The sequence below is a fragment of the Pseudomonas sp. SCPG-7 genome, assembly GCF_002156405.1.
Taxonomy (GTDB): Bacteria; Pseudomonadota; Gammaproteobacteria; order Pseudomonadales; family Pseudomonadaceae; genus Aquipseudomonas; species Aquipseudomonas parakoreensis.
The window spans coordinates 23,629-37,547 of sequence record NZ_MVOO01000028.1 but is presented as its reverse complement, the minus strand read 5'-3'; the positions used below and the strand labels follow the sequence as shown (position 1 = coordinate 37,547).

Genomic DNA, 13,919 nt, shown 5'->3' with positions numbered 1-13,919 from the left:
GTTTATTCCCTTACTCAGACACAAGCGGGCTTGCCCGCGATGAGGCCGGAAATCCCACTACACAATCCGCCCATCAAGTACTCGACTTTTGTGGCACCTCGCTCGCTACCCATTCCCCCTCACCCTGCCGCTTGGGCAACAAAACCTGCTGTGGATAAGTCTGCGCGAAATGCACCTCGGCGCTGTTATCCACAAGCTTTTTCAAACGCTGATTGAACGCCCGGCTCACCGCATACTGCCCGCCCGACACGGTACGGAATTGCGCGGTCAGCACAACGCCGTTCAAGTCCATTCTGTCCACGCCAAATACATCCAGCGGCCCTTGCAGGTTGTACTTGAGGAACGGGTCTTCGCGAATTGAATCACCGGTCTGGCGGATCAGTTCGATGGCCTTGTCGACATCGGTGTCGTAGGTGAACTGCACCGAGAAAAACGCGAAGGCAAACTGGCGTGATTGGTTGGTGACTGCCTTGATCTGACCGAACGGGACCGAGTGCACAAATCCCTTGCCGTCGCGCAGGCGCAGGGTGCGAATGGTCAGGCCTTCTACCGTGCCGGCATGCCCGGAATCGAGCACCACCCAGTCGCCGATCGACAGCGTGTCTTCGATGATGATGAACAGCCCGGTGATCACATCCTGCACCAGTTGTTGCGAGCCGAAACCGATGGCCAGACCGACCACCCCGGCACCCGCCAACAGTGGTGCGACGTTGATGCCGAGGTTAGCCATGGTGGTGATCGCGCAGATCACCACCAGGATGATTTTGATTGCGTTGCGCAGCAGCGGCAGGATGGTTTTCACCCGGGTGCTGGGCTGGCGCGACGAGCGTTTGCTGACCGGTGGTTTCAGCGCTTCCTGAATCGCCGTGTCGAGCACCACCCACAACAGCCAGGTGACGAGGAAGATCAGGCCGATGCTGCTCAACGCATTGCTGATCGCCCGGCCGACGGTGCTGCTCTGGGCAAAATCGAGCAGCGAAACGCCCCAGATCCGCCCGAGAATATCGATGAAGGCAATCGCCATGACGATCCGCAGCAAGGCGTGCAAAAGGCTGAGAAAGCGTTCCTTGTAGGCGCTGCTGCGCTGAATCGCTTCGGCTTTGCGCGACTTGAACAGGTGCTGGAGGATAGTGCTGAGGAACACCGTGCCGATCAGCAAAACCGTGGTGAACAACGCGCAGCGCAGGGCCTTCTGGTTGTCCTCGCCGATGCCGATCAGATTGACCGCCGAAACCAGCACCATCAACACAATCGGCCAGTACCAGAGCCCGGAAAAAATCCGCAGTGACTCCTGCATCGACGGCTGCTTCAGGCGATGGGCCAGCGGCCGGTTGCGGATCAGATGTGCCACCGGCCGGCGCAAGCGAATCACCAGCAGACCGAAGATGATCGAGGCGATCAGCCCGGTGAACACCGCGACGCTGCTGGTGATGTTGCCGCCCAACTGACGGGCGATCTGCGGGCTGGTCAACGCGTCACTGAGGGCCGCGAGGAAGCCGATCAGGAACAGCGGTTTCGGGCAGTAGTCGCGGATGATCCGCGCGGCAGGCCGTTTGTGCCCGACGTTGAACATCACCACCACACACAACAACATTGAGGTGGAGAAAATACCGCTGCTGGTGGCATACGCCAGACACAGCGCCAGCGCCCGTCCCACCGAGGCTTGCAGAAAGTGGCTGACGTACAGCGTCAGCGGCAGACAGATCAGCGCCGGCAGCGTGTACGGCAGCAGGTAGCCGACCAGGTCCTGACTGCGCTGGCGGGTCCGCAGCCAACGGCCCTGACTCAGCCGCTTGGCCAGCAGGCTGCCGACCACGGTCAGCAGCGCAAACGCGCCGAGCCAGACGCCGGACAACATCAGGAAATCCCCGGCGACGCTCCAGCCGGACCGGTTCGACGGCTGGTTGACCAGTTTGTCGACCTCGTCCGCCGCACGGTCGGCACGCAGGCGCCAGGCATCGACCAAATGTTCATTGAGATCGAGTTTGTCTTGCACGTCGTCGATGCTCGAACTGATCGCGCCGAGCAGACCGCCCTGCACAATCGGCTCGGGTTTGGCCGGCTCTTCAGCGGCAACCGGAACCCCCGGCAGCGCGGCGGCTTCGAGTTCGCTGGCGCCGAGAAACAGTAGCGCTCCCAGCAGAATGGCGATCCTGAACTTGATCAAAACTGCGATCCCTCTTGGCTGAACCTGTAAGGAACTGATCGGTGAATGGCGGACAAGTTCGGTTTTTGCCTGAATAACCCCAGTGCCCACTGCATTCCCCTCACCACAGGGTTCACAGCAGACTGTGGATATTTGCGTCAGCGGCAAATATCAAATACCTGGCCCCGTATTTTTCCGCACGAGCCAAACCTCGACACTGCGCTCCATTCAAACCTCTACCGGAGTGCTGTCATGCCCATTGCCTTGCTCGCGCTGACCCTCAGCGCCTTCGCCATCGGGACGACCGAGTTCGTCATCGTTGGCCTGCTACCCACCATCGGCGCCGACCTCGGTGTCAGTCTGCCGTCCGCCGGCCTGCTGGTTAGTCTCTATGCCCTGGGCGTTGCCATTGGCGCGCCGGTGCTGACCGCCCTGACCGGCAAAGTCCCGCGCAAACTGTTGCTGTTGTCGCTGATGGTGCTGTTCACCCTCGGCAACCTGCTGGCCTGGCTGGCGCCCAGTTATGAATCACTGGTGCTGGCGCGGATCGTCACGGGCCTGGCGCACGGGGTGTTCTTTTCCATCGGCTCGACCATCGCCACCAGCCTGGTGCCCAAGGAAAAAGCCGCCAGCGCGATTGCGATCATGTTCACCGGCCTCACCGTGGCGCTGGTCACCGGCGTACCGCTGGGCACGTTCATCGGCCAGCATTTCGGCTGGCGTGAAACCTTCCTCGCGGTCTCGGCGCTGGGTGTGATCGCCTTCATCGGCAGCCTGCTGTATGTGCCGAACAACATCGCCCACAGCAAACCGGCGTCGCTGTTGCAACAACTGCAAGTGCTGAAACAACCGCGTCTGCTGCTGGTGTACGCCATGACCGCGATCGGTTACGGCGGCTCGTTCATCGCCTTCACCTTCCTGGCGCCGATCCTGCAGGACATCTCCGGCTTCAGCGCCGGTACCGTCAGCCTGGTGCTGCTGGTGTACGGCGTCTCGGTGGCGGCCGGCAACCTCTGGGGCGGTAAAATGGCGGACAAGCGTGGGCCGATCAGCGCCCTGAAAATCATCTTCGCCCTGCTCGCCGCCGTGCTGTTCGTACTGACCTTTACTGCCGGCAACCCATGGCTGGCGCTGGCCACGGTGCTGGTGTGGGGCGCGGTGGCGTTCGGCAATGTGCCGGGGCTGCAAGTGTACGTGGTGCGTCAGGCTGAACATCACACGCCGCAGGCGGTGGACGTGGCATCGGGGCTGAACATCGCGGCGTTCAACCTGGGGATTGCCGGTGGCGCATGGGGCGGCGGGCTGATCGTCGAACACCTTGGCCTGATTCACACAGCATGGATCGCCGGGCTGGTGGTGTTGGTGGCACTCGCGCTGACGGCGTGGAGCGGGCGACTGGATCGCCTTGGTCCGACCTATGCCGAAAGCACTACACGAGTCGTCACCGGTCACTGATCAAATAGCTGTCTCAATGATATCCCCCTGTAGGAGCTGCCGAAGGCTGCGGTCTTTTGATCTTGAAAAACAACATCAAAAGATCGCAGCCTCCGGCAGCTTCTGCAGGGGTGATGGTGTCTCCAAACTACCGTCCGTAACGCCACCGAAACTTTCCCGAACCGCCCACAGTCATCAACAGACACAGGCTGTATGAGGACTGACGACGGGAGGGGCTGCATGGCAACGATTCACATCGGTATTTCCGGCTGGCGCTACGCTCCGTGGCGCGGGGATTTCTACCCGAAGGGACTGGCCCAGAAGCACGAACTGCAATTCGCATCACGGGCGGTCAACAGCATCGAAATCAATGGATCGTTCTACGCCCTGCAACGGCCCGAACGTTATGCGCAGTGGTACAGCGAAACGCCGGACGACTTCGTCTTCAGCGTCAAGGCGCCGCGCTTCATCACTCACGTGCGCCGCTTGCGCGAGATCGAAAAACCGCTGGCGAATTTCTTCGCCTCCGGGGTGCTGGAGCTCAAGGAAAAGCTCGGGCCGATCCTCTGGCAGTTTCCGCCGAACTTCAAATTCGACCCCGAGCGCTTCGAACACTTCCTTTCCTTGTTGCCCCACGATACCGAGGCGGCCGCCGCCCTCGCCCGTCAGCACGACGCGCACCTGCACGGCCACGCCAGCCTGAAAGCCTGGCGCAAAAAACCGCTGCGCCATGCCGTCGAAATTCGCAACGACAGCTTCATCGATCCCGACTTCGTGCGCTTGTTGAAACGCTACAACACCGCCCTGGTGATCGCCGACACCGCCGGCAAATGGCCGTATCGCGAAGACCTCACCAGCGACTTCATCTACCTGCGCCTGCACGGTGCCGAAGAACTCTACGCCAGCGGCTACAGCGAATCGGCGCTGCAGAACTGGGCCAAACGCATCGACGCCTGGCACCACGGTCAACAGCCCGGCGATGCGCACCTGATCGCGCCACGCCTCAAGCCCCGGGCGCGCAAGTCCCGCGAAGTGTTCTGCTATTTCGACAACGACATCAAAGTCCGCGCGCCCTACGACGCGCGCCGGTTGCTCCACTGTTTTGAGCTGGATAAAACACTCGCCACCGCCCCCGGCGAACCCGCTGCCGAAGGGGTGCTGACATGAGTATTCCAGAGCCGGTCGGGTTCACCGACGAGCAGACCCGTGTCGAAGCCTCGGTGCGCCGTTTCACCGTGCTGACGGTCAACACCCACAAGGGTTTCACCGCGCTCAATCGACGCTTCATCCTCCCGGAGTTGCGCGAAGCCGTGCGCAGCGTGGCCGCCGACGTGGTGTTTCTGCAGGAAGTCCACGGCACCCATGAACATCATCCCAAGCGCTACAGCAACTGGCCGACGATGCCGCAGTACGAGTTCCTCGCCGACAGCCTGTGGCCGCAATTCGCCTACGGACGCAACGCGGTGTACCCGGAGGGCGATCACGGCAATGCGCTGCTGTCGAAATTCCAGATCATCCGCCACGACAACCTCGACGTGTCGATCAGCGGCCATGAGAACCGTGGCGTGTTGCATTGCGTGCTGCGCCTGCCGGGCGATGGCGTCGAGGTGCATGCGATCTGCGTGCATCTGGGCCTGCGCGAAAGCCATCGCAATGCGCAACTGAAACTGCTCGGCGAGCGCATTGCGCAACTGCCGGCTGATGCGCCAGTGATCGTCGCCGGCGACTTCAATGACTGGCGCCAGCGCGCCGATGCGCTGCTCGAACCCTGCGGCCTGCGCGAGGTGTTCGCCGAGCATCACGGCAAACCGGCGCGCAGCTTTCCGGCGCGCCTGCCGACGCTGCGGCTCGATCGTATTTACGTACGCAACCTCAAGGCCAGCCAACCGAAAGTCCTGGCCAACCGGCCCTGGTCACACCTTTCCGACCACGCCCCGTTATCGGTGGAGATAGAACTATGAGCAGCGCACCGCTGGAGAAATCCGCCGTGGAACCGATCAGCATCAACCCGCCGGTACGCGAGCCCGGGCCTGTCGATGTCGAGTACAGCTGGCAGGGCAACAACCGCGTCGAATTGCTGGAAAACGGCGAGGAATATTTCCCTCGGGTGTTCGACGCCATGCGTGCGGCGAAGAGTGAGATTCTGCTGGAGACCTTCATCGTTTTCGAAGACAAGGTCGGCGCAGAGTTGCAGCAGATCCTGATCGACGCCGCCCGGCGCGGCGTGCGCACCACCGTCAGCCTTGACGGTTTCGGCTGTGGTGAGTTGACCACTGGTTATCTCGCGGCATTGAGCGACGCCGGCGTGCACTTGCAAATGTTTGATCCGGCGCCCAAGCACCTGGGTTTTCGCACCAACTGGTTCCGCCGTCTGCACCGCAAGATCGTGGTGGTCGACGGACTGATTGCGTTCATTGGCGGGATCAACTTTTCCGGCGATCACCTGGCCGACTTCGGCCCCGAAGCGAAACAGGATTACGCGGTACAGGTTCAAGGGCCGGCGGTCGCTGACATCCATCATTTCGCCCTGCTGCAAAGTGGTCGGCCGGGCCGCGCACGCTTCTGGTGGCAACGTCGGCGCCAGCGTCGGGCAGACATGGCTTTCAACGATCACGACGGTCAGGTGCGCCTGGTGTTTCGTGATAACGATCAGCACCACACCGACATCGAAGACGTGTACTTGCACGCATTGCGCCGGGCCAAACGCCGGGTGGTGATCGCCAACGCCTACTTCTTCCCCGGCTACCGCCTGCTGCGCGAGCTCCGCAACGCGGCGCGCCGTGGCGTCGAGGTGCGCCTGATCCTGCAAGGTCAACCGGACATGCTGGTGGCGAAACTGGCGGCGCGCATGACCTACGACTATCTGCTCAAGGCCGGGGTGCAGATCCACGAATATTGCCAGCGCCCGCTGCACGGCAAAGTCGCCTTGGTGGATGAGGAATGGAGCACGGTCGGTTCTAGCAATCTCGACCCGTTGAGCCTGTCACTGAACCTGGAAGCCAACGTGCTGATCCGCGATCGCACGTTCAATCAGCACTTGTTCCAGCGTCTCGAAGACCTGAGCCACAACCACTGCAAGGCGATGGACCCGAGTAAGGTGCCACGCGGACGGATCTGGCACATGACCGTGGGGTTTCTGGTGTTCCACTTCCTGCGGCATTTTCCGGCGATGGCCGGTTGGCTGCCGGCGCACAAACCACGGCTCAAGCCGTTTCGGGGGCGCATGTCATGAGCCATTCCCCAGCGCAAGCAGCGCCCGCCGTGCATTCTCGATGGAGTCGCTGGAAACGCCCACTGACGCTGCTGTTCTTCCTCGCGTTGATCGTGTTGCTGACGATGTTTGCCACCCGCATCGAATGGGCGGAAGTGCTGCAGACCCTGGCCGACTTCAAGGTGGGCACACTGCTCATCGCCGCCGGCGTGACCCTGTTGAGCTTTCTCACCTACGCCAGCTTCGACCTGATAGGGCGCACCTACATTCGCCAGGACCTGACCTGGAAACAGATCCTCCCGGTGGGGATCATCAGCTATGCGTTCAACCTCAATCTCAGCGCCTGGGTCGGCGGAATCGCCATGCGCTATCGGCTGTATTCGCGCCTGGGGGTGAGCAAAGGCAACATCGCCAAGATTCTCGGTTTGAGCCTGGCCACCAACTGGTTCGGCTACATGACGATCGCCGGCGCGGTGTTCAGCAGTGGCCTGGTGAGCATGCCGCCGGGCTGGAAAATCAGCAGCGATGCGCTGCAGGGCATTGGCGTGCTGTTGCTGCTGCTAAGTGCCGGTTACCTCGCCGCGTGCCAGTTCTCCAAGCGCCGCGAGTGGTCGATTCGCGGGGTGGAAATCAACTTGCCGTCCCTGCGCATGGCCGTTCTGCAACTGCTGCTGGGTGCGCTGAACTGGTCGTTGATGGCGGCGGTGATTTTCACCTTGCTGCCGGGCAAGCTGGATTATCCATTGGTGCTTGGCGTGCTGTTGATCAGTGCGATTGCCGGGGTCATCACGCACATTCCGGCGGGGCTCGGGGTTCTGGAAGCGGTGTTCGTCGCGCTGCTGCAGCACGAAGTTTCGCGGGGCAGTCTGGTGGCGGGATTGCTGGCGTATCGGGCGATTTATTTTCTTTTGCCGTTGTTGATCACCGTGGTGATGTACCTGCTGGTCGAGGCCAAGGCGAAGGCGTTGCGGATCGAGAAGAAGCCCTAGTCATCCTTCGCCACAGGGGGATGTGCTCAGCCGGACTGAATGATGCTCAACCGCTCCCCGACCACCATCTCGGTAATCCAGTCCACCAGAATCGAGGTGTAGGCCTGCTGCGAAACCGGGTCGCTCAGCGCATGGTCAGCACCGTCGATTATCCGGTGCGTCAGCGAATGCGTCTGCTGACACGCGGCGCGATAACTCATGATCGTGGCGTGGGGCACGTAGTCATCGGTTTCCGATTCCACCAACAACACATCCCCGGTGAACTGCGAACAGGCGTGCAAGGCGCGGTTACTGTCGGCACGCACCAGCGTCGCCCGATAGTCGCGCAGATCAGCCTTGTCCAGATCACGCTTGGGCGTATGCCATTGTTCGTCGCGATACAGCGCCGGCACCCGCAACGCCAGCCAGCGCACCGGGCGCAATGAGGTGAGAATCGACGCGAGATAGCCGCCATAACTGGTGCCGACTACCGCAATCGCCGAGGTGTCGAGCGCCGGATGCGCCAACAGGCGATCGTAGGCCGCGAGCAAGTCACGCAGGTTGTCTTCGCGCGTGACCCGGGTCAGCGGAATGCCGGTGCCACCGGTGTGTCCGCGCAGGTCGAAGGTCAGGCACACACAACCCAGCCCGGCGATGCCCTTGGCGCGTTCCAGATCACGCTCCTGGCTGCCACCCCAGCCGTGCACAAACAACACGCCGGGGACTTTCGATTTGGGACTGAGAAACGTCCCGCTCATCTGTTCGTCATCAATGTCGATCTGAATGCTTTCGCTTCTAGCCGTCATAGGATTTGACCGTTACGTATTTGAGGAGAAAGTCGCTGTTCTCGGCCGGGCCGCGATAGATTTCGATGGCGTCCGCCGGCAGGCTTTGATCACCGTAGGTTTCTACGGTCGAGACACGGATCGCCCGCATCTGCGGAGCGTTGACGAAGCTCTGCAGCGCTGCCAGTTCAGCGCTGCTGGCACCGCCCATACGCCAGGATTGTTCGAGCACACCGCTGCGCGGTTTGCCATTGCTGTCCAGGCCTTGAGCGATGTCGTAGTTGCGCCGCGAGGCGTAGAAATCTGGATAAGCCTCATCCGCCGCCCGGTCGAAAATCTGCGCCTGCTTGATGGCCAGTCGCACGTCATCCGGCAAGTCCAGCGCCAGCAGATCTTCGTAGCCGCCCTGCACTACCAACAGATTCGAACCACCATAGACGTCTTCGCCATGGGCATCCTTGGTCAAGTATTGATCACCGCAGTAGCTCAGCACTTTGTCGCCGATGAATGACTGGCCGACGCTGTGGGTGACGACCTTGCTCAAGTCCTGCTCCAGCACCACGCCATCGCGAAACAACGCTGCTGCATCCACTCGAGCGAGGACCTCGTCGAACGCGTCGAGGCTGTTGATAACTTCCTGACCGCGACCGGCACAAGCGTGAATCGGTTTGAGGCGAATGGGGCCGCTGTACAGCAAGTGCTCGGCGGCGGGCCGCGCGTCTTTCAGGGCAAACACGGTCAAGCCATCGAGCACCACGTCGCGCACTCGCTCGCAGAACTGCGGCGCCCAGCCTTGCGGCGCGTAGGCCAGATGGCTGCGCAGGCCGTGACTGATGGCTTTGGTGCAGATGAAATCGTGTTCGACGAATCCGCCCCATAAATCATCCGCGCTTTTGATGCCCAAGGCCTGTGCCTGTCCGGCGCCGACAATGGTTTGCGTCGGCAGCCAGTACAGATCACGGCCGCGGTGTTGTTCCGGGACGTAGCTGCCAGCAAATCTGAGCCCGAGAATCTGCGCCAGCCAACGGGCCAGCGCCTTGTTGGTCTGCACTTCATGGTGTGGCGCGCCAGCGCGCACCGAGTGCGCGACGACGATTTTTCTGCCTGGCGTCGGGGTCATGCGTCCCCCTTGCAGCGGATGGGTGAATGGAGTGATGAACGGTGCAGAGATCAGGCCAATCGGGGGGCTGTGGAAAACTTCGGTGAATCAAATGCTTGCCGAAAACGTGATGGCATCAGGCCCGTTTCAATCTGCACGACCGGGCGCCAGGGCCCGGTAATTTGCACGATTTCAGCAGCCCCAGATTTCAATGTGGGTGGGGGCTTGCTCCCACTGGTCATGGCGCGTCTGGACTATCCCGAGACACCAAACCGCGCCCGATAATCACTTGGCGTCAGCCCGGTGATTTTCTTGAAGATCGCGCGAAACGCTCCCGGGTCCTGATAGCCCACCGTCCATGCAATGTGGTCGATGGTGCCATTGGTGAATTCGAGCAGTTCTCGCGCCTTGCCAACCCGCAGATGCTGGCAATATTCGGTGGGTTTCAACCCGGTCGCGGCACGGAAACGACGCAGAAACGTGCGCTCCTCCAGCCCCGCCCGCTCTGCCATCGAGGTCAGCGAAACATCAGTGGCGCCGGTGCTTTGCAGCCAATGCTGAACCTTGAGAATCGCCGCGTCACCATGACTGAGGATCGGTGCAAAATTGCTCCCGCAGGCACTGGCGCTGTCGCTGTGCTCCATCACCAGAAAGCGCGCGGTGCCGCTGGCGATGCTCGGCCCGAGCAGCCGGTCGACCAGGCGCAAACCCAGCTCCGACCAGGCCATCAGCCCGGCAGTGGTGATCAAGTCGCCGTCATCGACAATCGGCGTATCCGCCTTGAGCCGGATGTTCGGATAACGCTCGGCAAACGCCTTGGCCGAGGTCCAGTGCGTGGTGGCGCTACGCCCGTCGAGCAGGCCGCTTTCGGCCAGCAGCATCGACCCCACACAGACACCGCCGAGGGTTGCACCACGGGCATGCTGATCACGTAGCCATTGCAACCATTGCGCTGAAACGCTGGCCGCAGAAAAGCTGCCGAGGGACGGTGGAATCAGCACTGCCAGCAAATGACTGTCAGCGCCGGGATGACTGTCGTACACCCGCTGCGGCGTCTGCCCGGCGTCGGCTTTCCAGTGACTGACGCGCAGCACCGGTAACTGCGCCGCCTGACGCTCGGCAGCTATCCGGTTGGCGACCGCAAACAGATCGTTCAGCCCATGCACCGCCGCCAGTTGTACGCCGGGGTACATCAGTACGCCCAGTTCCACCGTGGCGGCCCTTTCTGCGCCCATGTCAGTTTTCCCCTGCTTATTGTCGGTCCGGCCAATCCTCGAAACGTCGGCCAGCGCCAATACTGAATCCACTTCCAGCCCATGCATCGAGGACACACCCATGACCAGACAAGCGCTCATCGTAGTCGATATCCAGAACGACTACTTCCCCCAAGGCAAGTGGCCGCTGGTGGGGGCTGAAGCCGCCGCCGACAACGCCGCACGACTGCTCGCCGCGTTCCGCGAAGCGGGCGATCCGGTGGTGCACATTCGCCACGAATTCACTTCGGCCGACGCACCGTTTTTCACCCCGGGCTCGGACGGCGCAAAACTGCATCCCAAAGTACTCAATCGTCCGGACGAACCGGTGGTGCTCAAGCACTTCGTCAATTCGTTCCGGGAGACCGAGCTGCAATCGATTCTCGATGAACAAGGCATCAGGGATCTGGTGATTGTCGGCAGCATGAGCCACATGTGCATCGACGGCATCAGCCGTGCGGCGGCGGACCTGGGCTACGGCGTCACGGTAATCCACGACGCCTGCGCCTGCCGTGACCTGGAATTCAACGGGGTCACGGTGCCTGCCGCTCAGGTCCACGCGGCATTCATGTCGGCACTGGGTTTCGCTTACGCCAGCGTGGTCTCGGCCGAGGAGTTTCTGGAGCGCTGATCCATCACGAAACACTCGGTAAAAACTTGCGCCCGCCACGTTGCGGGCGTTTTTTCGTCTGTCATGAAAATCTCACGCGTGAGCCATTGATGGCACTTTGAATTGGTTGTAGTGTGGCTCACGCGTGAGATGTTCATAACGGAGTCATTGCCATGAAAAGCCGCTCCCCCACTGTTGCGTCAGAGAGCCAAAAGGGAGAGCGCTCGAAACCGTCCGCGAAAAAACCGTCGAGCTTCTACATGAAGCAGATGCGCGCGGGCCTGGCTGCCGCCGGTTATGTGAAACACGAAACTTGGGTGCTTCCGGAAAACCGAAGCTTGCTCAAGCAGATGGAGCAACAGCTACGCCAACCGATTCTGGCTGGCTCATTCATGTCGGAGAATTACATGAGCGCAGGCAACAACTGGAACATCGATAGCCTCTTCAACGCCCTCAAGGCACTGGACGAGGTGGCTTCGCACGAGATCACACTGTCTCTGATCCAGAGCTCCGAACCCAGCATCAAGCTGGAAATGAACGAATTCGGCGGTCTGCCGATTCACATCGCCGTGGCCGGTCAGCAGATCATCGTCGACACCGTGCTGGTGGACATCGATTCGATCACTGACGTGCGCGCCTTCAACGACGCCGTGCTGCGCAGCCGGGAAATGTTCCCGCTGTCGTCGATCGGCATCGAGTCGATGCCCAACGGTCAGACCGTTTACAACATGTTTGGCGCTCTCAGCGCCGACTCGAGCCTGACCAACGTCGTCACCGAGGTGAAAACTCTGGTCGACAACGTGCAGCGCGCGAGCGAAGCCTTCGAACACTTCTTCAAGTAATCAACAGGGAATATCCAATGACTCAGTCCATCTGGAGCAAGTTGTTCACCGCTCTGCGCGGCGGCGCCAATGAAGTCGGCGAAGCGATCGTCGACCAGCAGGCCCTGCGCATCCTCGATCAGGAGATCCGCGACGCTGACACCGCGCTGTCGAACGCCCGCCGCGAGCTGGTCACCATCATGGCCAAGCACAAGCTGGCCGCCGACCGCGTGAGCGAGTACGACGCGAAGATCAAGGACCTGGAAGCCAAGGCGGTTGCCGCACTGAACGCCGGCCGCGAAGACCTGGCCATGGAAGTGGCCGAAGCGATTTCGACCCTGACCAACGACCTGACCGCCGAGAAAGCCCAGAGCGACGAATTCGGCACCTACGCCGAAAACATGCGCAAGGACATCACCAAGGCCGAGTCGCGAATCAAGAGCCTGCGCCAGCAAGTGGACATGGCCAAGGCCCGTGAAAGCGTGCAGAAGGCGCAGGTCAGCGCGTCCATCGCCAGCGGCGGCGCCAACGGCAAACTGGAAACCGCCGTCGGCACCCTGAACCGTCTGCAGGCCAAGCAGCAGCAACGCGCTGCCGAGCTGAGCGCCGCCGACGAACTGGCCGACGCTTCGACCGGCAACGACCTGGAGCGCAAACTGCGCGACGCCGGCATCACGCCGAACGAAGGCAGCGCCAATGCGATTCTTGAGCGGCTGAAACAGAAGTCCGCGCAGTAAAATCGCTCTCCTGTAGGAGCTGCCGCAGGCTGCGATCTTTTGATCTTCAATCCAGATCAAAAGATCGCAGCCTGCGGCAGCTCCTACAGTTTTTTTGCACCCAGAATATTTGCATTGTGCCTGCTCGTTCGTCGCCCGGCCCGGTACACTAGCGACGTTTTTTTACCGACGAACACCTCCACCCGCCTCAAGGAATGTACCCATGGGATGGTTAAAAGATTTGCTGGGCACCAGCAACTGGCAGCCGGCTGCGCCCGCTCCGGTAGCCGGCGGCCCACTCGGAATGGCACAGGGCAAAGGCGTGCGATTCGATTCGACCCTGGCCTTGCTGCTTGATGGCAGCACCTCGGTGCAGGTTCCGGCGGCAGAGGCAATCTGGAGCGCTGGCTGGATCGACCTTGGCCAATCCAACAAATTGCATCGCTACTACCTCAACAACGAGGATTTCTGGCTGCAGATCCACGTCACCGGTGACGACCAGATCGAGTCGGTCACCCTGTTCAACTACCTCAACTACGTGACCGTCAACAGTGACGCCGAACTCCAGCGCCTGGCCGGACCTGCAAGCCCGATCGGCCTGCCGACCTACACCCACGACGGCGTCCAGTACAGCCGCGAATGGGGCACCGAGCTGGGCCAGACCGAACTGGTCCCGCTGACCGAACACGTGGTCAATCCGGACGAGAGTTACACCATCGAACACCACTCCATGCTTTATGCGCGCGAAACCGGCCTGACCGATCGCCGCGAATTGCTGCTGTTCTCCGTCGAACAAGACGAAGAAGGCACCGTCAGCCTGAGCACCTCGCTGGGTATTTCGCTGTACACGACTGATCTGAGCACCATTTAAAAAGG

The 13,919-nt window shown here is 61.2% G+C and carries 13 protein-coding genes; 9 read left to right on the top strand and 4 right to left on the bottom strand.

Features of this window, described 5'->3' with window-relative positions:
• Positions 1–73: 73 nt before the first annotated feature.
• The gene (locus B1722_RS27500; RefSeq protein ID WP_086794957.1) at positions 74–2,167 is read right to left on the bottom strand and encodes a mechanosensitive ion channel family protein; all 2,094 of its coding nucleotides are present in this window, start codon (positions 2,165–2,167) and stop codon (positions 74–76) included.
• 231 nt (positions 2,168–2,398) lie between these two features.
• Between B1722_RS27500 and B1722_RS27495 the strand changes: the two genes are divergently transcribed.
• The 5 genes from B1722_RS27495 (at position 2,399) to B1722_RS27475 (ending at position 7,780) form a co-directional block, all read left to right on the top strand.
• Positions 2,399–3,601 (top strand): MFS transporter, encoded by a 1,203-nt coding sequence (locus tag B1722_RS27495; protein ID WP_086794956.1) that lies wholly within the window; start codon positions 2,399–2,401, stop codon positions 3,599–3,601.
• Between the two features lie 219 nt (positions 3,602–3,820).
• On the top strand, positions 3,821–4,747 hold the full coding sequence (locus B1722_RS27490) for a DUF72 domain-containing protein (RefSeq protein ID WP_086794955.1): 927 nt from the start codon (positions 3,821–3,823) through the stop codon (positions 4,745–4,747).
• A complete protein-coding gene (locus tag B1722_RS27485) occupies positions 4,744–5,541 on the top strand; it encodes an endonuclease/exonuclease/phosphatase family protein (RefSeq protein WP_086794954.1) in 798 nt (265 codons plus the stop codon). The genes B1722_RS27490 and B1722_RS27485 overlap by 4 nt, the downstream gene beginning before the upstream one ends.
• Positions 5,538–6,812 (top strand): cardiolipin synthase ClsB, encoded by a 1,275-nt coding sequence (gene clsB / locus B1722_RS27480; RefSeq protein ID WP_086794953.1) that lies wholly within the window; start codon positions 5,538–5,540, stop codon positions 6,810–6,812. The genes B1722_RS27485 and clsB overlap by 4 nt, the downstream gene beginning before the upstream one ends.
• Positions 6,809–7,780, top strand: coding sequence for a lysylphosphatidylglycerol synthase domain-containing protein (locus B1722_RS27475; protein WP_086794952.1), 972 nt, complete (start codon positions 6,809–6,811; stop codon positions 7,778–7,780). The genes clsB and B1722_RS27475 overlap by 4 nt, the downstream gene beginning before the upstream one ends.
• A gap of 26 nt (positions 7,781–7,806) precedes the next feature.
• Here B1722_RS27475 and B1722_RS27470 read toward each other — a convergent pair whose 3' ends face one another.
• The 3 genes from B1722_RS27470 to B1722_RS27460 all read right to left on the bottom strand — a co-directional run bounded on the left by B1722_RS27470 (position 7,807) and on the right by B1722_RS27460 (position 10,878).
• A complete protein-coding gene (locus tag B1722_RS27470) occupies positions 7,807–8,565 on the bottom strand; it encodes a S9 family peptidase (protein WP_041074467.1) in 759 nt (252 codons plus the stop codon).
• Entirely contained in the window at positions 8,555–9,664 is a 1,110-nt protein-coding gene (locus B1722_RS27465; RefSeq protein ID WP_041074465.1) for a DUF3182 family protein, read from the bottom strand. The genes B1722_RS27470 and B1722_RS27465 overlap by 11 nt, the downstream gene beginning before the upstream one ends.
• Positions 9,665–9,897: 233 nt before the next feature.
• Positions 9,898–10,878, bottom strand: a complete 981-nt coding sequence (locus tag B1722_RS27460; RefSeq protein ID WP_041074539.1) for a GlxA family transcriptional regulator — start codon at positions 10,876–10,878, stop codon at positions 9,898–9,900.
• Between the two features lie 100 nt (positions 10,879–10,978).
• Between B1722_RS27460 and B1722_RS27455 the strand changes: the two genes are divergently transcribed.
• From B1722_RS27455 to B1722_RS27440, 4 genes are all read left to right on the top strand, one after another.
• Positions 10,979–11,527 (top strand): cysteine hydrolase family protein, encoded by a 549-nt coding sequence (locus B1722_RS27455; RefSeq protein ID WP_086794951.1) that lies wholly within the window; start codon positions 10,979–10,981, stop codon positions 11,525–11,527.
• A gap of 152 nt (positions 11,528–11,679) precedes the next feature.
• Positions 11,680–12,348 (top strand): YjfI family protein, encoded by a 669-nt coding sequence (locus B1722_RS27450; RefSeq protein WP_086794950.1) that lies wholly within the window; start codon positions 11,680–11,682, stop codon positions 12,346–12,348.
• Positions 12,349–12,365: 17 nt separating this feature from the next.
• The gene (locus tag B1722_RS27445) at positions 12,366–13,064 is read left to right on the top strand and encodes a PspA/IM30 family protein (RefSeq protein ID WP_041074459.1); all 699 of its coding nucleotides are present in this window, start codon (positions 12,366–12,368) and stop codon (positions 13,062–13,064) included.
• 202 nt (positions 13,065–13,266) lie between these two features.
• Positions 13,267–13,914, top strand: coding sequence for a DUF2491 family protein (locus tag B1722_RS27440; RefSeq protein ID WP_041074457.1), 648 nt, complete (start codon positions 13,267–13,269; stop codon positions 13,912–13,914).
• Positions 13,915–13,919: the final 5 nt, after the last annotated feature.

Bases quoted from the DNA above. Each gene is read 5' to 3' on its own strand.
- B1722_RS27495 (WP_086794956.1), top strand. From the start codon at position 2,399: ATGCCCATTGCCTTGCTCGCGCTGACCCTCAGCGCCTTCGCCATCGGG.
- B1722_RS27490 (WP_086794955.1), top strand. From the start codon at position 3,821: ATGGCAACGATTCACATCGGTATTTCCGGCTGGCGCTACGCTCCGTGG.
- B1722_RS27485 (WP_086794954.1), top strand. From the start codon at position 4,744: ATGAGTATTCCAGAGCCGGTCGGGTTCACCGACGAGCAGACCCGTGTC.
- clsB (WP_086794953.1), top strand. From the start codon at position 5,538: ATGAGCAGCGCACCGCTGGAGAAATCCGCCGTGGAACCGATCAGCATC.
- B1722_RS27475 (WP_086794952.1), top strand. From the start codon at position 6,809: ATGAGCCATTCCCCAGCGCAAGCAGCGCCCGCCGTGCATTCTCGATGG.
- B1722_RS27470 (WP_041074467.1), bottom strand. From the start codon at position 8,565: ATGACGGCTAGAAGCGAAAGCATTCAGATCGACATTGATGACGAACAG.
- B1722_RS27465 (WP_041074465.1), bottom strand. From the start codon at position 9,664: ATGACCCCGACGCCAGGCAGAAAAATCGTCGTCGCGCACTCGGTGCGC.
- B1722_RS27460 (WP_041074539.1), bottom strand. From the start codon at position 10,878: ATGGGCGCAGAAAGGGCCGCCACGGTGGAACTGGGCGTACTGATGTAC.
- B1722_RS27455 (WP_086794951.1), top strand. From the start codon at position 10,979: ATGACCAGACAAGCGCTCATCGTAGTCGATATCCAGAACGACTACTTC.
- B1722_RS27450 (WP_086794950.1), top strand. From the start codon at position 11,680: ATGAAAAGCCGCTCCCCCACTGTTGCGTCAGAGAGCCAAAAGGGAGAG.
- B1722_RS27445 (WP_041074459.1), top strand. From the start codon at position 12,366: ATGACTCAGTCCATCTGGAGCAAGTTGTTCACCGCTCTGCGCGGCGGC.
- B1722_RS27440 (WP_041074457.1), top strand. From the start codon at position 13,267: ATGGGATGGTTAAAAGATTTGCTGGGCACCAGCAACTGGCAGCCGGCT.